The organism is Nocardiopsis sp. iso_186 (assembly GCF_056173365.1).
Map to the genome: position 1 here is coordinate 4,873,525 of NZ_CM149670.1, position 19,124 is coordinate 4,892,648.

Genomic DNA, 19,124 nt, shown 5'->3' on the forward strand with positions numbered 1-19,124 from the left:
AGAAACAAAGGACAAAAGGGTTAATCAGGGGGAAGTGCGTAAAGGCCGTTGTTGCCGTCAACGACGACGGCGCGGCCGTCGAGCAGCCCCCACGGACGGGCCGCGTTCGGTTCCATCTCCTCGGGCAGTGCGTCGGCTCCCACGGCCACCTGCTCGCCGTCGAGCTCGCCGTAGAGGACGTCCCCGGCCGCACTCAACGGCTTGAAGCCGCTGAGCACCCGCGTCTCCCGACTGTCCGGGTCGAGCAGGACGGACCCGTACGCCGCGACACCCGCCCCCTCGATCAGGTGGGCGTCCGCGAGTTCTTCGACCGCGATCGAAGCGGAGGCGACGACCGAGCCGTCCCTGGGGTCGTGGAACCCCAGGAGGACACGGTCGGCGGCCGGGTCCTTCCACCGCACGACGACGTGGTTCTCCGATGCCGTGAGCATCCGGCCCTCGTCCTCGGCTCCCTCGGGGGCGTCCGCCTCGACCTCGGTGGACGCCCCCTCGCCGGGAACCCAGAACCAGCGGGCGCCCGCCGCCGCCATCAGGACCTCGGAGCCGTGCGCGAGCATGGCCCCGGCCCCCTCCGGCACATCGACCTCGACCAGCTCGTCGTCCTGCGGCAGCAGCACGCCGTCGTCGGTGGTGACGAGTGGCGCGCTACCGCCGAAGGTGACCTGGGCACCCGAAGCGAGCGGATACTCCACGGGGTCTCCCCCGCCGGTGGGCCAGAGCCAGAACGACGAAGGACCCACGACGACGACCCGGGGGCCGTCCGGTCCTTCGCCGAACCTCAACAGGCCCTTGATCTCGCTGACGGGGAGAGGCAGTTCCCCCGACCACGACTGCTCACCGGAACCGTCAACGAGGGCGAGGCGTTCGTCGAGGGTGATGATCGCCGCGCTCCCCCCGTCCGGCGCGACGGCCGGCCGGGTCCCCGGGGCAAGGGGGATCCGCCAGTCCGCGGTGGAGGCGAAGCCGGCGGGCGGCGAACGCCCGTCCAGCAGCACCGGTCCTTCTCCGCCGTCCTGCGCCACCGTCTGACCGGGCAGGAGACCGATGACCACGACCACGCCGACCGCGACCAGCCCGATGGCCACCAGGCCGCCGATGACGGCCAGCGCGACCTTGGCACCGCCCTTCCCGCTCCGCGCGGGTTTGGGCTTGGGCTGCGGGAGCGGCGAGGTTTCGGTCAGGCCCCGCACGACCCCTCCCGGAGCCGCCTCCAGGCGAAGCACCCCGAAGTCGTCCCGCGCCTCGATGAGCACGGGGCGACCGATGTGCGTGGCGTAGCCCGCGGCGAGGTCGAGGGCGATCCGGCGGGTCTCCTTCGCGCCCTCCCCCCGCACGGTCTGGGGCCGTCCCTCGATGGTGACCACCGCGCTGAGCTCGTCGGAGGCGATGACGACGGTGACCCGGTCGCCCGGCTGGGCGGACTGCGTCATGACACCTCCAGGCGACGGGCCGGGCGCGACACCGGCGAGGACGCACGCCGGCCGCCTCGGGACACGGGGCGAGGCGCGGACACTGTGATCATCACCGGCGTGAACCCGTTCGGGTACGGTTCGTGTCCGCCGTTGAGGCCCGGAAATCGCGTTGCGGGCCGATCGCGGACGGGGGGTGGAGAGAAGGAGGGGCGCAGGAGTTCCCCTTGATAGTGACGATCATACTGATTCTCGATTCTCCCTGCCCAGCCGTAAGAAACCAGGTTCCGGACGGCACCACTACTGGTTCCGGACCACCCGGTTGGTCGATGGTCGGGCCCGGGCACGCCTGATGAGCTGTGCCGACACCGAGGGCACAGTACCGGTGAAAGGGCACCCCGTGGCGATCCGCGACCGATTCCGTTATCCCCTCGTGCCCGACCAGCCACCGCATTGGCCACATTCGGCCGCTTGGATATTCGCGGTAAACCGGACCGTAACTCGGCGAGTTCGCTGGTCAACGAAGGAAACACCGGACGTCGCCCCCGGAACGTGCCCGGAAAAACCGGGGCGACCGGTGGAACCGGACTCCAATCAACCGATCCGCCGTCACCCCTGCCCGACGGAGTCGAGCAGCCAGTTGTACCGCAGGCGCAGCGCGCGCTCCGCGCCGGCCAGCGTGATCCCGAGCCCGAGCGTGACGTTGAGCCATGCGGGCAGGTCAACGGGTGAGGTGAAGGTGCCGAAACGCTGGGCCACGGGCGGCAGCAGGAAGGCCGCTTCGACAAGCTGGGGAAGTACGAGGGCCAGGGAGACGACGGCCAGGGCCAGGGAGGAGAAGCCGACCCAGCGGCTCAGCACGGGGTGCTCACGGTCGAAGCGCGCGCGGCGCCCCTCGCCGGACCTCGGGTCCGGGACGAGTCGGTACTCGGTCCCCTCGACGGTGACGTAGTGGCAGCGCTTGAGGCCGAATGTCAACTCCTCCACCTCGATCGTGCCGCCCCGGACGGGGAAGGCCGCGGGGAGCACGGACTCGGCGTGGTGTCTGCCGTCGAGGTACAGGTGGGCCCTGCCCTTGCCGTCCTCGGACAGGAACCGCTGCCCGTGGTCAACGTCAACGGCATAGACGACCAGTCGGCCGTCGTCACCCTCCGACGAGAGGTAGAACAGGGCACGGGAGAGCGGCTGCCACCGACGGAAGCGTTTCAGGGGGCGCCCGTCACCGGGTTCGACCCGCCGAGCGGCCCGACGCCGCCGCCATTCCTCGAACATCGCGGACTCCTTGTCATCGTGGGGAACGACTCGCCTGTATCGGGGCCGGTCCGGTCTCCAGGCCACCGGACCGGTTCAGATCCAGCCGTGCTCGGCGGCGACGCGCGCGGCCTCGTGCCGGTTCGAGGTGTCGAGCTTGGCGATGGCTGCCGCGAGGTGGTTGCGCACGGTCCCCCGGGAGAGCGAGACGCGCCGGGCGATCTCCTCGACGGGCGCGCCGTCGCGCGCCAGGGCGAGGACGTCGGCCTCGCGCGGGCTGAGCGGGGAGTCCCCCGCGCTGATCGCCTCGGCCGCTAGCTCGGGGTCAACGTAGCGCCCTCCGTCCGCGACGCTGCGCACGACCCGGGCGAACGTGCGGGAGGAGACGGTTTTGGGCAGGAAACCGCGCACGCCCGCGGCGAGGGCCGACTTCAGGTAGCCGGGGCGACCGTGCGAGGTGACGATGACGCAGCGGCAGTCCGGGAGTTCCACCGCGAGCCGCCGGGCCACCTCGATGCCGTCGGGCCCGGGCAGTTGCAGGTCGAGCAGGGCCACGTCGGGACGGACCCGCAGGGCCGTCGCCAGTGCCTCGTCGCCCGACGCGGCCCTGCCGACGACCTCGAAGTCGTCCTCCAGGTCGAGCAGTCCGGCGACGGCGTCGCGGATGAGGTGTTCGTCGTCGGCGACGAGGATGCGCGTCATGCGGGGTCTCCCTCCGGGGACGGGACGGTGGCGTCGAGCAGGAACCAGGTGCCGTCGCGGCGCGTGGTGAGGCGACCGCCCAGCGCACGGATCCGCTCGGACATCGAGCGCAGCCCCATTCCCCCGCCGACGGCAGCCGCGTGCGCGTCGAACCCGTCGGTCCGCGCGGAGCCCGCGGGAGCGGCCCCGTCGTTGGCGATGCTGAGGAGCACCTCCCCGTCCTCGTCGGCGGTCGCGAGGGTGACCCGGGTCGCCGCCGAGTGGCGCAGCACGTTGGTGACGCCCTCGCGCACGACCCACGCGAGCGCCTGCGCGCACTCCTCCGGCACGGGGTCCCCGGTCACCGTGCAGCGGATGCCGGCGGACTCCAGCAGTGATCGCGCACCCGACACCTCACCCTCCCAGGTCGTGCGGAGCTCGCCGCGCACAACCCGGCGGACTTCGGTCCCGGCCTCATCGGCGAGGCGCCGGACCTCGGTGATCTCGGCCGCGGCCCGCTCGCCGTGGCCGCGCCCGACCAGTTCCGACGCCAACGAACTCTTGACCGCGATCGTCGCCAGGGTCCGGCCGAACACGTCGTGGAGGTCGCGGGAGATGCGCAGGCGTTCGTTCGCGAGCGCGAGTTCGGCCCGGGTCTCGTGCGCGGCCTGCAGCTCGCGCAGCACCCGCAGCATCCAGGCGCTCGACCAGCAGAGCCACAGGATGATGGTGGTCAGGACCACGGCGGACAGCAGGAGGACGAGGTCGGCGAAGCCGATGAGCGGGACGGTGAGGACGAGGGTCACCGCGTTGAGCAGCAGTGCCCGGCGCGCGTGGAGGGCGGGGACGAAGCTCGCGGCCGCCGAACCGGTCGCCGCGGCGACCGTTAGGCCCATCGCGGGGTGGGAAAGCATGGAGGCCACGACCGTGAAGGCGGCGAGGACCAGCAGCCACACGACGACACCGGCGAGGGGAAGACGCCGTGCGCGCCCGACGAGGGTGTCGATGCTCCACTTGGTGACGAGGACGTTCCCGGTGACGAGGAGGAGGCAGAGCACGACCGCCGCGACCGACACGGCGAGGGCCGCCCCGGTGAGCCGGTCCGCCTCGGCGGCGCTCCGGAGGAGGGTGCCGACCGGCATCGAGACGGCCAGGTAGGCGGACCAGCGCGCGTAGGTCTCGAACTTGCGGGCGCCGACCGGTGGTGAGTCGCTCATGACCGCCATTGTCGCGTCACCCCCGCACCGACTGCGGGCCCGAGGGGGTCAGGACCGGTCCCGTCCGGCGCGTGCGCAGCCACACCACCGCCGTGATCGCGACGACGGCGGCGCAGAGGACGAGCACGGCGGGCGACCCGTCCCCAGCCGACCGCTCGAAAATGGAGTCGAAGTCGGAGTGCATGACGATGTCGAAGAGGAAGAGGAACGTGTTGTTCAGCGCGTGCACGACGATCGCGATCTCGATCCCGCCGGTGCGCCAGGTGATGAGGGCCAGGCTGACGGCGGACGTGAAGTACCAGAGGTTCAGCCACGGGTCGGTCGAGAGGTGGATGACCATGAACACCAGGCTGGAGACCAGGACGCCGGAGGCCAGTCCCGCACGCGGGCCCCGGCCCCAGCTCCCGGCGACGCGGAGGACGAGCCCGCGCAGGCCGTACTCCTCCCCGGCCGACTGCAAGGGCGCCAGCAGGACGGTGAAGACGAACATGGCGGCCAGGCCCGCTGACGACCAGTACGCCTGCTCCTTGGGCACGAGGAGGCTCAGGACGACCGAGGCGATCAGCCAGACGGGGCCGATGAACATGACCGCCCGCCCGAACACATCGAACCTGAAGCGCGACACCACGGAGTGCAGTGAGGCCGCGCGGACGCCGTAGAGCCACCGCTGGATGGCCATGCTCCACGGGATGAGCAGGGCGATCGAGGACAAGGTGGCGGCGTGGAACAGCGGCGTGTACACGGGGCCGCTCCCCGCTGGCGCGGTGGTGGCCGACCGCGTGTCGATGAAGGCGGCGGCCTCGGAGAGGACGACGCCGAAGACGAACAGGCCGGCCAGGAGGAGCACGATCGCGAGGATGCCGCGCCCGATCCGGCGCTTCTCCCCCGCGAGCACACGGTGGTACTCCACGCCCGGCGGCACCGGCCGCGGGCCGCGGCGGCGCCGGGGCGGTACCGCGGGGCCGTCCGGGGAGGTCGGGGAGGTCCGCACCGCTCCGGGGTCCGCTGGCGGGGTCGGGGGCGAAGGGAAACGGTCGTCGTTGAGGTGCATGTCTCGACGCTAATCCGGCACAGGGCCATTACAGAGTGTCGCCGATCATGGGTTTTCTCCGCGTCCCGCACGGGTCGGGCATGACATCTGTCATGCCCGACGGGGCCCTCGCCGCCTCCCGGCCGACGTCTACAACGGTCGTGGCGGTCAGGGTGCAGAGGGCCGTGCGGCGCGCAGTTCCCGCCAGGCCCTGCGCATGCCCGAGAGCCAGCGGTCGCGGTCGCCCGCACGGTGCTGCTCCATGACCGCGGCCTGCGGCTGGGGCAGGATCAGGAAACGGCCCTCCGCCAGCGCCAGAACCGCGGACTCCGCGACGTCCTCGGGCTCGATGTACGCCCCGCCGAGCCGGGTCGCGGCGGCGGGCCCGTCCTGGGCGGTCATGGCGGTGTTGACTCCCATGGGGCACAGGCAGGAGACGTCGAGGCCGTCGTCGCCGTAACGGACGGCCAGCCATTCGGCGAAGGCGACCGCGGCGTGCTTGGTGACCGAGTAGGCGGCGGAGTCAACGTTGGTGAGCAGCCCCGCCGCCGAGGCGGTGATCATGATGTGGCCGCCGCCGCGCCCCACCATTCGGGGCACCAAGATCCGGGCGACGTGCAACGTGGCCCGGACGTGGACGCGCCAGGAGACCTCCCAGTCGGCGTCCCCGCCCAACTCCTCGCCCCGCGCGACACCGGCGTTGGCGCACCACAGGTCGATGGGGGCGGTCTTCTCGACCTCCTCGACGACCGCGGCCACCGCGGCGGCGTCGGTGACGTCCAGGGTGATGCCGTGGGCCCGCTCGCCCAACCGGGCGGCGGCATCTGCGGCCTGTCCGCCATCGCGGTCGGCGAGCACCACCCGGGCGGCTCCCCCGCGCAGGAGGCGATCGGCGAGTGCGTACCCGATACCGCCGGCACCACCGGTGACGACAACGGTGCGGCCGGCCACGTCGAAGGGGCGTCCCATGCGGGGTCTCCAGTTCTTCATGTCTTGCAGGGGGTTGAACGTTCTTCAGGGGGTGGGAACGGGTGGTCTTCCCAGGGCTTCCGGGCGATGACGGTTCCCGTGGTCACCCATGACCGCACGCCCGGGCGCGTTCGGGCGGCCGCGCAGGCGGTGGTGGGGTGGAAGCAGGTCTTTTCCGACCGCCGGGCGGCGATCGCAGCCCCCAGGGGGTCATCCCGCGACGACCAACCGCCCGATCGTCGTCCCGTCGGCCAGCCGCTGAAGCGCCTCGGGGACCTCCCCGAGAGCGAGCGTCTCGCTGACCACCGGCGTGATCTGGCCGCGCGCCGCGAGGTCGGTGAGCTGTTCGTGGCATTCCCGCACCAGGGCGGGCGCACGGCGGACGTAGAGCCCCCAGTGCAGTCCGAGCAGCGAGTAGTTCTTGAGCAGGACGTGGTTGAGTGCGGGCGCGGGAATGGTGCCGCCGGCGAAGCCGACCACCACGACGCGCCCCTCGAAGGCCACGCACTTGGTGGAGCGGGTGAAGGCGTCGCCCCCAACGGGGTCGAAGACGACGTCGGCGCCGCGCCCCCCGGTGACCTCCTTGACCACCGGAACGAAGTCCTGGGTGTGCCGGTCCACGACCACGTCGGCGCCCAGCGCGCGGGCATGGTCCGTCTTCGCAGCACCGCCCACGACGCCGATCACCCGGGCGCCGGCGGCCTTGGCCAACTGGACCGCCGCACCGCCCACGCCCCCGGCCGCCGCGTGCACCAGGACGGTCTCCCCTGCGCGCAGCTCCGCTCGGCGGTGCAGTGCGAACCACCCGGTCTGATAGCCGATGAACAGTGTGGACGCCTGGGCGTCGGAGAGCGTTCCCGGGGCGGGCAGGACCTCGGCGGCGGTCATCAGCGCGTATTCGGCGAACCCGCCGTGGGGCAGCACCGGCGAGCCGATCACCCGGTCGCCGACCGCGATCCCCGGGATGTCCGGGACCCCCTCGCCGACCGCGACGACCTCGCCGCACACCTCGACGCCCGGGGTGAAGGGCAGCGGGGGCCTCTCCTGGTAGTGGCCGCGGCACAGCAGCGCGTCGGGAAAGTTCAGTGCCGCCGCGCTCACCCGGACGAGCAGCCGGCCGGGGCCCGGCTCGGGGCGCTCGACCTCCTCGGCCCTCAGGACGGTGCCGGGCTCGCCCGGTTCGTGGACCCGCAACGCTTTCACCGCTTGCCTCCGACACAGAGAGCGCGATACCGACCGGTCGGTAATGAGTGAAGCGTCTGCCCGCTGTTTCCGTCAAGGCCGGGGGCCGTGCGGCGTTGAGGTAGATTTCGAGGGGCAATTCAGCGACGAGACGAGTACCGGTGACTGTGGCAGCGCATACCTCGACCAGCAAACTTCCCGAAGCGGTCGGCGAGGCTGCCCGGCGGCGCACGTTCGCGGTGATCTCCCACCCCGACGCGGGCAAGTCCACCCTGACCGAGGCGCTGGCGCTGCACGCGGCCGCCATCACCTCCGCGGGCGCGGTGCACGGCAAGGGCGACCGCAAGGGCGTCACCTCCGACTGGATGGAGATGGAGCAGGCGCGCGGGATCTCCATCACCTCCGCGGCGCTGCGCATCGACTACGACGACTGCGTCCTGAACCTTCTGGACACCCCCGGCCACGCCGACTTCTCCGAGGACACCTACCGGGTCCTGGCCGCCGTGGACGCGGCCATCATGCTGCTGGACTCCGCCAAGGGCCTGGAGCCGCAGACCCTCAAACTGTTCGACGTGGCCCGCAACCAGGGCATCCCGGTCATCACCTTCGTGAACAAGTGGGACCGCCCCGGGCGGGAGCCCCTCGAACTCCTCGACGAGATCGAGCAGCGCATCGGCCTGCGCCCCACCCCGTTGAACTGGCCGGTGGGCATCGCCGGTGACTTCCGCGGCCTCATCGACCGCGTGGAGGGCGGCTACACCAAGATGCGCCGCACCCCCGGCGGCGCGACCCGCGCCGAGGAGGAGCGTCTCTCCGACGACCAGGCCGAGCAGGTCGAGGGCGAGACCTGGACGCAGGCCCTGGAGGAGATCGAGCTCCTGGGCGAGATCGGCGCCGACTTCGACGAGGAGTCCTTCCTCGCCGGGAAGTCCTCGCCCGTGCTGTTCGGCGCGGCGCTGACCAACTTCGGCGTGGCGCAGTTGCTGCGCACGCTGGTGGACCTCGCGCCGGCGCCCAAGCCGCGCTCCGACGCCGAGGGGACCCCCCGGCCGATCGAGGCGCCCTTCTCCGGTCTGGTCTTCAAGATGCAGGCCAACATGGACAAGCAGCACCGCGACCGGATGGCGTTCGTACGGGTGTGCTCGGGCCGCTTCGACCGCGGCATGGTCCTCACCCACGCCGCCTCGGGCCGCCCCTTCGCCACCAAGTACACCCAGGCGGTGTTCGGCTCGGAGCGGCACACCATCGACACCGCCTTCGCCGGTGACGTGATCGCGCTGGTCAACGCGCACGCCCTGAGCGTGGGCGACACCCTGTACGAGGGCAAGCCGGTGCACTTCCCGCCGATCCCCAGCTTCGCCCCCGAGCACTTCATGGTTGCGCGCGCCCTGGACGCCGGGCGCTACAAGCAGTTCCGGCGCGGCATCGAGCAGCTGGACTCCGAGGGCGTGGTGCAGGTCCTGGTCTCCGACGTGCGCGGCGAACAGGCTCCCGTCCTCGCGGCGGTGGGCCCCCTCCAGTTCGACGTGGTCAAACACCGGATGGAGCACGAGTTCCGCGCGCCGATCGAACTCTCGCCGCTGGACTACGCGGTGGCGCGCCGCACCGACGCCGCCTCCGCACCGATCCTGCACGGGCTCTCCGGCGCCGAGGTCCTCACCCGGCGCTCCGACGACGAGCTGCTGGTCCTGGTGCACAACAAGTGGCGCCTCAAGGTCATCCAGCGCGACCAGCCGGACCTCGTCATGGAGGCGCTGCTGGCCGGCGGCGTGGAGGACTCGGCCTGACGCGTGGTGGCGCCGTGCCGGGCCCCCGCGGCCGGCCCGGCGCCACCACGGGTCAGCCGAACTGGAAGGCGCGTTTGGCCAGCCCGTACCAGAACCCGTCGATGACGGTACTGGCGGTCTCGGTGGTGGTGCTGCCGGCCCCCAGGGACACGAACAGTGGGGCGAGGTGCTCGCTGCGCGGGTGGGCGATGTCCGCGGCCGGAGCCTTGACCCGCCAGTCGAGCAGGGCGTTGACGTCACCGCTGTGCGCGGCCCGGCCGGCCCAGTCGTCGAACTCCACCGACCAGGACGGCGGCTGGTAACCGGGCCCCTGGCTCATGTCCACGCAGGACAGGTTGTGGGTGAGGAAGCCGCTGCCCATGATCAGCACCCCCTCGTCGCGCAAGGGGGCGAGGCGCCGGCCGACCTCGAACAGGTCGCGCGGATCCAGGGTGGGCATCGAGATCTGGAGCACCGGAACGTCGGCGTCGGGGTACATCTGCTTGAGCGGGACGTAGGCGCCGTGGTCCAGCCCGCGCCCGGGGTCCTCGGCGACCGGGATCGCGGAGCCGCCCAGCAGCGCGCGCACCGAGGCCGCGAGGGCCGGGGCGCCCGGTGCCGGATAGGTGACTTCGTAGTAGCGCCGGGGAAAGCCCCAGAAGTCGTAGACCAGCGGGACCGTACTGGTGGCGCCCAGGGTGACGGGGGCGGCCTCCCAGTGGGCGGACACGATGAGCACGGCCGTGGGCCGGGGCAGGTCGGCTGACCACCCGGCCAGTTGGCCGGTCCACAGCGCGTCGTCGGCCAGCGGCGGGGCCCCGTGGCCGAAGTACAGCACGGGCATCCGGTCGGTCCCGGTCCGCGGATCGGCGTCGGTCATGACCCCTCCTTCACCGCTCCCGCACGGAGCACCAGAAGTCTATCTAGAAAAAATCTTCCCAAGAAGATAGTAGACGATGCGGAACGGAGCGCCAACAGGTGAAAACCCCTGCCGGACAGAGACGCAAAGGCCTCTCTCGACACGAAGGACTGCGCACAGGGCCTTCCCGTCGCACGACGGGAACCTCGGGCCACGAGGAACACAGGACCCAGGACCCACAAGGAAGCAGGCCCGATGTGCGGCACGGATACGCGCGAACCACTCCGCCTCCCGCTCCGGAACCAAGCCGCTTCGAGTCAGATGTGACGGATCTTCCGAAGCATCGCCCGCCACATCGAACTGCCGATACCGTTAAGCTCTGCGAACGGAGCAGGATTCGGTCTGGATTTTTTTACAAAAATTGGCGTCCTCAAATGGTCTCCACCTCAGCGAACGCTCCCACTGCACAACCGGAAAGTGCCAACCCGATCCCGCATGGGCAAGGGTTACAAAAGAAGACATCAGTAAAACTTCGAACGCCCTCTGTCGCACGGCCAGCGGGTCGATACTTTGGGTGATGGCTTGACGTCCGCACCAACACCCTGCGAACAGCGAGGAGGATGCCATGTCCGCAACCGCAGACCACGTCAGAGCCCTCGTGCGAGCGCACGCAAAAAACGATGACCAGGGTTTCTACTCCGTGGCTCTCCAGGTTGCGGCGAAAGCCGCCCGCCAAGGCCACACCCGTTTCGCTTCAGACCTGCGCGAACTGATCGACGACGCCCGCTCCGTCTCACCGTCACGCGGTTCAACCCCCACTCCGGTGATCAAGCCCAAGGGCGAACTGGCAGACCTTGTCACGGCCGAGTACCCGGAGATCCAGCTCAAGGACATGACACTGTCCCAGGCTGTCCGCTCCCGACTGGAGCGTGTGCTTCGCGAGCAACGACAACGAGAGCGCCTGGAAAGTTTCGGCTTCGAACCGACGCACCGGCTCCTTCTCGTCGGTCCACCTGGCACCGGGAAGAGCATGACCGCCGCAGTTCTCGCGAAAGAGCTGCGCCTGCCGTTGTTCACGATCCGCCTCGACGGCCTGATCAGCCGCTTCATGGGCGAGACCTCAGCCAAACTACGGGTCATCTTCGATGCCACGGTTGAAACACGCGCCGTCTACCTGTTCGATGAGTTCGATGCGCTTGGCGGAGAACGCGGCGCCGGCAACGACGTGGGTGAAGCGCGAAGAATTCTGAATACTTTTCTACTTTTTCTCGACGAGACACGACCGGAAAGTCTCGTCATTGCCGCCACAAACCATGCGCAGCTTCTGGATCAGGCACTTTTCCGCCGATTTGATGCGGTCATCGCCTACGATCGTCCTAATGCCGAACAGGCCGTGGAGGTGGTCCGCGGCCGGGTGGCGGTGATGGACACCTCGACCGTCAACTGGGAAGAACTGCATGGCCATGTAGGCGACCTCAGCCATGCGGAACTGGTCCGCGCTGCGGAGACCGCAGCGAAATACGCGATCCTCAGCGATTCCGAGTCCATCACCGACATCGACCTGATCACGGCCTTGGACGAAAGGCGCATGGCCCGCGCATGACAGAAAACCCTGCTGGGAGAATTCGCCGGGCGAATCTCCCGCACCTCGTCGTACCCGAGCACGGCCGAGACATCGACTACCGGGCGTCGGGCGGTGGGCGCGGGAATGAAATCAGGCCGGTGGACCGAGTCGGCCATTCCCGTGGCCTCCGGGAAGCGCTCGTCCACGCCGAGCAGGTGTCCCGCACCCGAAAAACCGACACCCCTCCTGAAATCCGGGACGACGGAATCGTCCTGACCGTCGAGGGGTGGACAGACGAAACCGCTTACCAACTCGCGGTGGACAGTGTGGCTGCGAACGGCGGGAAAGTGCTTACCGTTCACCCCTCGCACCAGGGCAGACCTGAACACGCTGTGGTCTGGCTGCCGCCCCACGCGATCGCGTCCTTTTTCAGGAAACTGGACGAGTTCTCCACACAGAACACGAAGTCGGGAAAACCGAAGAACGCGAAACTGGTCGCCAATATCCAGCGATTGATGATCTCCACTCTCGATCATCTCTGGGCAGAAGACGATCCTTTTTCCCAAGACGACGAAACACGCTGGTGGGAGGTCTGGCTGCTTCGGCGCTCCGCCGATCACCACCCGCTGGACTCGCTGCGCGTCGCAGCCCGCCGGTACGGCTGGGAGCTCGGCCGTGGTGGTCTTCAGATCCACGACCACGTCATCGCCAACGTCCGCACGACTGCGGCTGGTCTCGCTCGAATCCTGACCACGGACGCGTCACTGGCCGAACTGCACCGGCCCAGCGAAATCCACGAGATCTTCGGAGCGAACGCTCCACTTCAAAGAGAGCTGACGCAGGACCTGGCGGGCAATTTGCTCCCGCCGGATGAACAGGCCCCGGCGGTCTGCCTCCTGGACACCGGCATCATCCGTCACCCGTTGTTGAGTCCTTTCCTGGCGCAACCGGCCCTCACGGCCCTCTCGGGCACTACTCCCGACGATCAGCAGAGAATGGGCCATCACGGCACGCGGATGGCCGGTCTGGCGCTGTTCGGTACCGGGCTGGCCAGTGCCCTCCTCACCCCTCAGGCACCGGTCGTCCGTACCCGCCTGGAGTCGGTCAAGGTCATCGACCCGGAACAGGCAACCGAACCTCCGCTACGGGGTGCGGTGACCGCTGAGGGCACCGCACAGGCCGAGATCGATTCTCCGGAACGAAAACGCGTCTTCTCTCTTGCGATCACCGACCTGGAGAGCCCTTCAACTCGTGGGCGCCCCACTTCGTGGTCGGCGTCAATCGACGCGCTCGCGTTCGGGACCGGTGTCGTCCACAGCGACGACGGGATAGAACTGCTGGGCGCCCCCGATCCGGCTGCGGCCCGGCTCTATGTCGTCTCAGCGGGCAACATCAACGCCGGCGAGTACCAGAACTGGAAAAGCGACTACCTGGGAATCGGCGCCACCTCGATCGTGGAAGACCCCGCGCAGGCATGGAACGCCTTGACCGTCGGCGCATACACAGAACTGATGGGTGACCCGGAAGCGCCGCTTCTGAAGGGTTACCACCCGATCGCCCCCGCAGGAGAACTCTCGCCGTTCAGTAGGACCTCGGTGGGTTTCGCCAACCCCTGGCCAAACAAACCGGACATCGTTCTCGAAGGCGGCAATCTTGTTCGGAGCGCGAATTTCTCGGAGGTCTACGACCACGAGTCGATGAGCCTTGTCACCACCGGCCCCCCCGCCCAGTCTTCTCCATATGGCGAATGCCACCAGCGCGGCCACCGCACAGGCGTCGCGCCTCGGAGCGCTCGTGTGGGAACGCTACCCGTCCTTGTGGCCGGAGACCGTTCGCGGCCTTCTCGTACACGCCGCCGAGTGGACCGACCCGATGCTCGCCAAGTTCAAAGGGGCGAGGAGAAAAACCGACCGCCACCGACTGCTCCGACAGTACGGGTGGGGGGTGCCAACAGAGACCGCCGTCCTCAACAGCGCCCGAAACTCGGCCACGATGATGGTCGAGGACGAGTTTCGTCCATTCGGAAAGCGCGAAAAATCTTCCGGATTCTCGGTGCGAGCGTTCCGTTTGCACGAACTTCCCTGGCCCAGGGAAGAACTCGAGGCGCTGGGGCCGGTAGACGTCAGCATGAAAGTGACGCTTTCCTATTTCGTGGAGCCCAACCCCTCGAATCGGGGCTGGCAAGGACGCTATCGCTACCCTTCACACCGGTTGAGCTTCGACGTCCAGCTTCCCACCGAAGACGTGGGAGCGTTCTCCCTGCGTCTGAGCAAAGAAGCGGAAGACGAAGAGCGACAAAGCAGAACCGAGAGTTCCTCGCCTTCGGACAAACGTTGGCTCATCGGAAAGAAAGCACGCAACAGAGGATCGATCAGTTCCGACATCTGGTTCGGGAGTGCTGCCGCTCTCTCGGCCTCCGGGGCTATCGGGGTGGTCCCGGTCGGCGGGTGGTGGAAGGACACCAAGCTCAGCGACCGGCCTACCCGGCCGGTGCGGTATTCACTGCTGGTCTCGCTGACGACTCCGGATACGGAGACGGACATCTACACACCGATCGCCAACCGGATCAGCGTTCCCGTTCAGGTCCGGACATGACCCCCCAGCGGGAGGACAGCGCCCGAACTGGTAGTCCTGTTCCCGCTCGCTCCGGTCAGTGCACAACCGCCACCGGGCCGTGGGCGCCGTGGAGGACCGACTGGCTCACCGAGCCCAGGAGCAGGCCGGCGAAACCGCCGCGGCCGCGCGATCCGACGACGATCAGATCGGCGGGCGTCGCCGCCTCCAGCAGGGCCACGACCGGGTGCGCACGGACGACACGGGCGTTGACCGCCACCTGCGGGTAGCGCTCGCGCAGGTTGACGATCCCGTCGGCCAGTGTCTCGCGGGCGCTGCCGGCGACGGCGTCGTCGTCGAAGATCTCCGCGGGCACCGGCCCCATGGTCATGGCGAACGCGGTGATCGGCTGCCAGGCACACACCGCGACCAGTTCCGCCCCGCGCTCGGCCGCCTGGGCGAAGGCGAACTCGGCGGCGCGCCGCCCCTTGTCCGAGCCATCCACCCCCACGACGATGCGTCCCCGCGCACCGCGCACCGCCTCATGCTTGTTGGGCAGGACCACCACCGGAAGCGGGGAGCGCGCGGCGAGTTCGACGCTCACCGACCCGCCGAACGCAGCGGCGAGGCTGCCGCGCCCCCGCGACCCGACGACGACGAGGGCCGAACCGGGCTCGTCGGCGACTTCGAGCAGGGCGTCGGCCGCGGGCCGGGAGACGAGCCTCGTGGCCACGTCGAGTTCGGGGTACAGCCGCAGGATCCAGTCGCGAGCGTAGGCGAGTAGGGCTTCGGCGTCCTTGACCCGTGGGGAGTCGGTCGCGGCCCCCCGGGAACGGAGCAGCTCCGCGAAGGGGCCGTTGACGTCGGGCACCTCGACGGCGGCCACGATGTGCAGCCCCATACCCAGGAACCGGGCCTCCTGGGCCGACCACTCCAGGGCATACCTGCTGGAGTCGGAGCCGTCCACCCCGACGATCACCCTGCGCACCTCGGCCATGTCACTCATCCGTACCGCTCCACTCCCGCTCACCGACCAACCTCGGCACCACTCACGTGGCGCCCCTGGTCGTATACCCGATGCCCGAGGATTCAGCCGCAAGCCCGACGTCGCGCCGCCCGCAAGGAGAGAGGATCGTGGTGGGGGACGACGCGGCGGTGCGGTGCCCCGATCGCACCCGCCGCACTCAGTAGGTTACGAAGGGCAAACCAATGACAACTGGGGGTAACGGTTGAGTGCCACGGTCACCACCAACGCGACCGAACGACGGCGCCCGGGGCGTCCCCGGCGCCCCGGCGGCCCCTCCCCGTGGCACCGGATGCGCGGCAGGATTCCCACGGTCCTCTCCTGGGCCCTGACCCTCATCGCGGTCGTCTGCGCGCTGCGCGCCCTGTTCCTGCCGTTGCGCGACGCCACCGGCCGGGTGGCCGAGGTCATTGAGGTCGTGTTCATCCCGGCCCCGGCGAACCTGGCCTACGCGATGTTCCTGGCGCTGCTGGCCGGCGCCCTCGCCATGCGCAAACGCCCCGCCTACCGCATCGCGGTGGCCTACACGGCGCTCGTCGTGATCGTGGACTACGCGGTGCTGCTCGGCCTGTACCTCGTCCCCGCGGGCGAACACGAGACCCGGCTGCTGCTGTGGCTCATCGTCCCGAACGCGGTGATCATGACCGTGCTGCTGGTGGTGCTGGTCCTGGCGCGCGACGAGTTCCGCGCGAAGGTGCAGCCGGCCTCCATGCCCAAGGCGCTGGGGGTGCTCGTCCTCGGGCTGGGGGCGTCGGCACTGATCGGCTGGGGGCTGGTCACCATGGCCCCGGGCACGTTGACCGATCCCACCGACCGCGCGCTATGGTCGCTGGAGAAGACGCTGGGCGGCGCGTTCCAGCTCACGGTCGGACGCCCGGGCCACGCCCCCACCTGGGTGAACTTCACGATCGGCCTCATGGGCGCGCTCTCGCTGCTGGCCGCGCTCCTGGTGATGTTCCGTTCCCAACGGGCGAAGGCCGAGTTGAGCCCGACCGACGAGGCACACGTGCGCCGGCTCCTCGACGCGCACGGCGACCGCGACTCACTGGGCTACTTCGCCACCCGCCGCGACAAGAGCGTGGTCTTCTCGCCGAGCGGCAAGGCCGCGGTGACCTACCGGGTCGTGGCCGGGGTGAGTATGGCCAGCGCGGACCCCATCGGCGACCCCGAGGCGTGGGGCGGCGCGATCTCGGCGTGGCTGCGCGAAGCCGAGGCGTACGCCTGGACGCCGGCGGTGACGGGGGCCGGCGAGGAGGGTGCTACGGCGTACGCGCGCGCCGGACTCAAGGTGCTCCAACTCGGCGACGAAGCGGTGCTGGACGTCGGCACCTTCACCGTGGAGGGCCGGGCGATGCGCGTGGTGCGCCAGGCCGCCAACCGGGTCGAGCGCGCCGGGTACACCTTCCGGGTCCGCCGCCACCGCGACATCGACGCGGCGGAGATGGAACGCATCATCGACCGGGTGGACGCCTGGCGCGACACCGAGACCGAACGCGGCTTCTCCATGGCCCTGGGCCGGCTGGGCGACAACGCCGACGGCCGGTGCGTGCTGGCCGAGGCGCTGGGGCCCGACGGCGAGGTGGCGGGGCTGCTGTCGTTCGTGCCGTGGGGCCCGTCGGGGCTGTCCCTGGACCTGATGCGGCGCGACCGCGCGGCCGACAACGGCCTGATGGAGTTCATGGTCGCCTCATTGATGCGCCAGGCCGGCCGGTTGGGCGTGCAGCGGGTCTCGCTGAACTTCGCGGTGTTCCGGTCCGTCTTCGAGGAGGGCGCGCGGCTCGGCGCGGGACCGGTCCTGCGCGCGTGGCGCGGTCTGCTGCTGTTCCTGTCGCGCTGGTGGCAGCTGGAGGCGCTGTACCGCTCCAACGTGAAGTACCGGCCCTGGTGGAACCCCCGTTACCTGTGCTTCGGCGAGACCCGCGATCTGGCCCGGGTCGCGCTGTCGGCGGGGATCGCGGAGGGGTTCGTGACCCCGCCGAGCCTGCTGTCGCTGTTCAACCGGGGGGACGTCCACTCCTCGATCGCCGCCGAGCGCTCGGCGCCCGCCGCGCTGCCCGAGCAGGACGCCCCGGTGCGCGGGGCGGCGCCACAGGACGGGCAGGGCGAAACGCGGGACCCCGCGCACGGCACGCTTCCGGAACAGGTGCGGGTGCGCATCGCCAAGGCCGACGCCATGCGCGCCGGGGGCACCGACCCCTACCCGGTGGGGTTCGCGCCGGACCGGACCTGCGCGGAGCTGGCAGCAGCCCACGCCGGGACCGCTGCGGACACCGTCACCGACGACACGGCGTCGATCGCGGGCCGGGTCCTGCTGGTGCGCGACCACGGCGGCGTGTGCTTCGCGACCGTCCAGGACTGGTCGGGGCGGCTCCAGGTGATGCTCACCGAGAAGGCGACCGGGGCCGCCGGGCTCGCACGGTGGCGGCGCGAAGTGGACATCGGCGACCTCGTGGGAGTCACCGGCCCGGTGGCGACCTCGCGCGGCGGCGAACTCTCGGTGCTGGCCGCGGAGTGGACGATGACGGCCAAGTGCCTGCGTCCGCTGCCCGACAAACACCTGGGCATCGGCGACCCCGAGACCCGGGTGCGGCGCCGTTACCTGGACCTGGCGGTCAGCCCCGATGCCCGCGCACTGCTGCGGGCGCGCAGCGCCGTGGTGCGGAGCCTGCGCGAGAGCCTGACGGGGCGGGGTTTCACGGAGGTGGAGACGCCGATCCTGCAACCCGTGCACGGCGGCGCCAACGCCCGCCCCTTCACCACCCACATCAACGCCTACGACATGGACCTGTACCTGCGCATCGCGCCGGAACTGTTTTTGAAGCGGCTGTGCGTGGGGGGCATGGACCGGGTGTTCGAACTGGGGCGCACCTTCCGCAACGAGGGGGTGTCGGTGCGGCACAACCCGGAGTTCACGATGCTGGAGGCCTACCACGCCTACGCCGACTACCACGACATGCGCCGGCTCACCCAGGAGCTCGTCCAGACGGCGGCGGTGGCCGCGAACGGCAGCGCGGTGATCCGGCGCCGTCGCGACGACGGGACGGTCGAGGACGTGGACGTCTCCGGGGAATGGCCCGCGATCCCCGTCAACACCGCGATCTCCGACGCGGTGGGGGCGGAGGTCGGCCCCGACGTTCCGGTCACCGAGTTGGAGCGCATCGCGCGCGGGCACGGAATCGCCCTGCACCCCGGCTGGGGGCACGGGGAGATCACCCTGGAACTCTACGAGCGCCTGGTGGAGAGCGTGACGACCCGGCCGACCTTCTACCTGGACTTCCCCACGAGCGTCTCCCCGCTCACCCGCCAGCACCGGGGGGACCCGCGCCTGGCGGAGAAATGGGATCTGGTGGCCTACGGAACGGAACTGGGCACCGCCTACACGGAGCTGACCGACCCGGTGGAGCAGCGTCGGCGGCTGACCGAGCAGTCGTTGGCCGCCGCGGCAGGCGACCCCGAGGCGATGGAGTTGGACGAGGACTTCCTGACCGCTCTGGAGTACGCGATGGCGCCCACCGGCGGGCTGGGGATCGGCGTGGACCGGGTGGTCATGCTCATCACCGGCCGCAGCATCCGGGAGACGCTGCCGTTCCCGCTGGTCAAACCGGGTCCCCGATGATCG

The 19,124-nt window shown here is 70.0% G+C and carries 14 protein-coding genes and 1 pseudogene; 5 read left to right on the forward strand and 10 right to left on the reverse strand.

Annotated elements, in window-relative coordinates; genetic code table 11:
* Window positions 1-20: 20 nt before the first annotated feature.
* From AC0VYP_RS21090 to AC0VYP_RS21120, 7 genes are all read right to left on the reverse strand, one after another.
* Window positions 21-1,430, reverse strand: coding sequence for a hypothetical protein (locus AC0VYP_RS21090; RefSeq protein WP_475471428.1), 1,410 nt, complete (start codon window positions 1,428-1,430; stop codon window positions 21-23).
* A gap of 588 nt (window positions 1,431-2,018) precedes the next feature.
* Complete coding sequence (locus tag AC0VYP_RS21095) at window positions 2,019-2,681, reverse strand: hypothetical protein (protein WP_475471429.1); 663 nt, start codon at window positions 2,679-2,681, stop codon at window positions 2,019-2,021.
* A 75-nt stretch (window positions 2,682-2,756) separates the two neighbouring features.
* Window positions 2,757-3,362 carry a response regulator transcription factor gene (locus AC0VYP_RS21100; protein WP_285758729.1) on the reverse strand — a complete coding sequence of 202 codons (606 nt, stop codon included), beginning with the start codon at window positions 3,360-3,362 and terminating at the stop codon, window positions 2,757-2,759.
* Window positions 3,359-4,558, reverse strand: coding sequence for a sensor histidine kinase (locus AC0VYP_RS21105; protein WP_285758727.1), 1,200 nt, complete (start codon window positions 4,556-4,558; stop codon window positions 3,359-3,361). Before AC0VYP_RS21105 ends, AC0VYP_RS21100 begins: the two co-directional genes overlap by 4 nt.
* 16 nt (window positions 4,559-4,574) lie before the next feature.
* Window positions 4,575-5,468 (reverse strand): lysostaphin resistance A-like protein, encoded by an 894-nt coding sequence (locus AC0VYP_RS21110; protein ID WP_475471431.1) that lies wholly within the window; start codon window positions 5,466-5,468, stop codon window positions 4,575-4,577.
* Between the two features lie 288 nt (window positions 5,469-5,756).
* Complete coding sequence (locus AC0VYP_RS21115; protein WP_475471433.1) at window positions 5,757-6,557, reverse strand: SDR family oxidoreductase; 801 nt, start codon at window positions 6,555-6,557, stop codon at window positions 5,757-5,759.
* A gap of 210 nt (window positions 6,558-6,767) precedes the next feature.
* Window positions 6,768-7,760, reverse strand: coding sequence for an NADPH:quinone oxidoreductase family protein (locus tag AC0VYP_RS21120; protein ID WP_475471434.1), 993 nt, complete (start codon window positions 7,758-7,760; stop codon window positions 6,768-6,770).
* Window positions 7,761-7,900: 140 nt separating this feature from the next.
* Between AC0VYP_RS21120 and AC0VYP_RS21125 the strand changes: the two genes are divergently transcribed.
* Window positions 7,901-9,526 (forward strand): peptide chain release factor 3, encoded by a 1,626-nt coding sequence (locus AC0VYP_RS21125; RefSeq protein WP_285758720.1) that lies wholly within the window; start codon window positions 7,901-7,903, stop codon window positions 9,524-9,526.
* 52 nt (window positions 9,527-9,578) lie between these two features.
* Here AC0VYP_RS21125 and AC0VYP_RS21130 read toward each other — a convergent pair whose 3' ends face one another.
* The gene (locus AC0VYP_RS21130; RefSeq protein ID WP_475471437.1) at window positions 9,579-10,385 is read right to left on the reverse strand and encodes a dioxygenase family protein; all 807 of its coding nucleotides are present in this window, start codon (window positions 10,383-10,385) and stop codon (window positions 9,579-9,581) included.
* 604 nt (window positions 10,386-10,989) lie between these two features.
* Between AC0VYP_RS21130 and AC0VYP_RS21135 the strand changes: the two genes are divergently transcribed.
* Entirely contained in the window at window positions 10,990-11,967 is a 978-nt protein-coding gene (locus AC0VYP_RS21135) for an AAA family ATPase (protein WP_475471439.1), read from the forward strand.
* Window positions 11,968-12,286: 319 nt separating this feature from the next.
* Here the strand turns inward: AC0VYP_RS21135 and AC0VYP_RS21140 are convergent, their stop codons facing one another.
* A complete protein-coding gene (locus AC0VYP_RS21140; protein WP_475471441.1) occupies window positions 12,287-12,454 on the reverse strand; it encodes a hypothetical protein in 168 nt (55 codons plus the stop codon).
* Between AC0VYP_RS21140 and AC0VYP_RS21145 the strand changes: the two are divergent.
* Both AC0VYP_RS21145 and AC0VYP_RS21150 read left to right on the forward strand, forming a co-directional pair.
* A pseudogene (locus AC0VYP_RS21145) lies at window positions 12,444-13,613 on the forward strand (S8 family peptidase); the annotation flags it as partial. The gene AC0VYP_RS21140 and the pseudogene AC0VYP_RS21145 overlap by 11 nt on opposite strands.
* A 55-nt stretch (window positions 13,614-13,668) precedes the next feature.
* On the forward strand, window positions 13,669-14,523 hold the full coding sequence (locus AC0VYP_RS21150) for a S8 family serine peptidase (protein ID WP_475471443.1): 855 nt from the start codon (window positions 13,669-13,671) through the stop codon (window positions 14,521-14,523).
* A gap of 55 nt (window positions 14,524-14,578) precedes the next feature.
* Here AC0VYP_RS21150 and AC0VYP_RS21155 read toward each other — a convergent pair whose 3' ends face one another.
* Entirely contained in the window at window positions 14,579-15,487 is a 909-nt protein-coding gene (locus AC0VYP_RS21155) for a universal stress protein (protein ID WP_475471445.1), read from the reverse strand.
* 310 nt (window positions 15,488-15,797) lie between these two features.
* Here AC0VYP_RS21155 and lysX point away from each other — a divergent pair, with 310 nt between their 5' ends.
* Window positions 15,798-19,121 carry a bifunctional lysylphosphatidylglycerol synthetase/lysine--tRNA ligase LysX gene (lysX, locus tag AC0VYP_RS21160; RefSeq protein ID WP_475474323.1) on the forward strand — a complete coding sequence of 1,108 codons (3,324 nt, stop codon included), beginning with the start codon at window positions 15,798-15,800 and terminating at the stop codon, window positions 19,119-19,121.
* The last annotated feature ends 3 nt before the right edge of the window (window positions 19,122-19,124 follow it).

Bases quoted from the DNA above. Each gene is read 5' to 3' on its own strand.
- AC0VYP_RS21090 (WP_475471428.1), bottom strand. From the start codon at position 1,430: ATGACGCAGTCCGCCCAGCCGGGCGACCGGGTCACCGTCGTCATCGCC.
- AC0VYP_RS21095 (WP_475471429.1), bottom strand. From the start codon at position 2,681: ATGTTCGAGGAATGGCGGCGGCGTCGGGCCGCTCGGCGGGTCGAACCC.
- AC0VYP_RS21100 (WP_285758729.1), bottom strand. From the start codon at position 3,362: ATGACGCGCATCCTCGTCGCCGACGACGAACACCTCATCCGCGACGCC.
- AC0VYP_RS21105 (WP_285758727.1), bottom strand. From the start codon at position 4,558: ATGAGCGACTCACCACCGGTCGGCGCCCGCAAGTTCGAGACCTACGCG.
- AC0VYP_RS21115 (WP_475471433.1), bottom strand. From the start codon at position 6,557: ATGGGACGCCCCTTCGACGTGGCCGGCCGCACCGTTGTCGTCACCGGT.
- AC0VYP_RS21130 (WP_475471437.1), bottom strand. From the start codon at position 10,385: ATGACCGACGCCGATCCGCGGACCGGGACCGACCGGATGCCCGTGCTG.
- AC0VYP_RS21135 (WP_475471439.1), top strand. From the start codon at position 10,990: ATGTCCGCAACCGCAGACCACGTCAGAGCCCTCGTGCGAGCGCACGCA.
- AC0VYP_RS21150 (WP_475471443.1), top strand. From the start codon at position 13,669: ATGGCGAATGCCACCAGCGCGGCCACCGCACAGGCGTCGCGCCTCGGA.
- AC0VYP_RS21155 (WP_475471445.1), bottom strand. From the start codon at position 15,487: ATGAGTGACATGGCCGAGGTGCGCAGGGTGATCGTCGGGGTGGACGGC.
- lysX (WP_475474323.1), top strand. From the start codon at position 15,798: ATGCGCGGCAGGATTCCCACGGTCCTCTCCTGGGCCCTGACCCTCATC.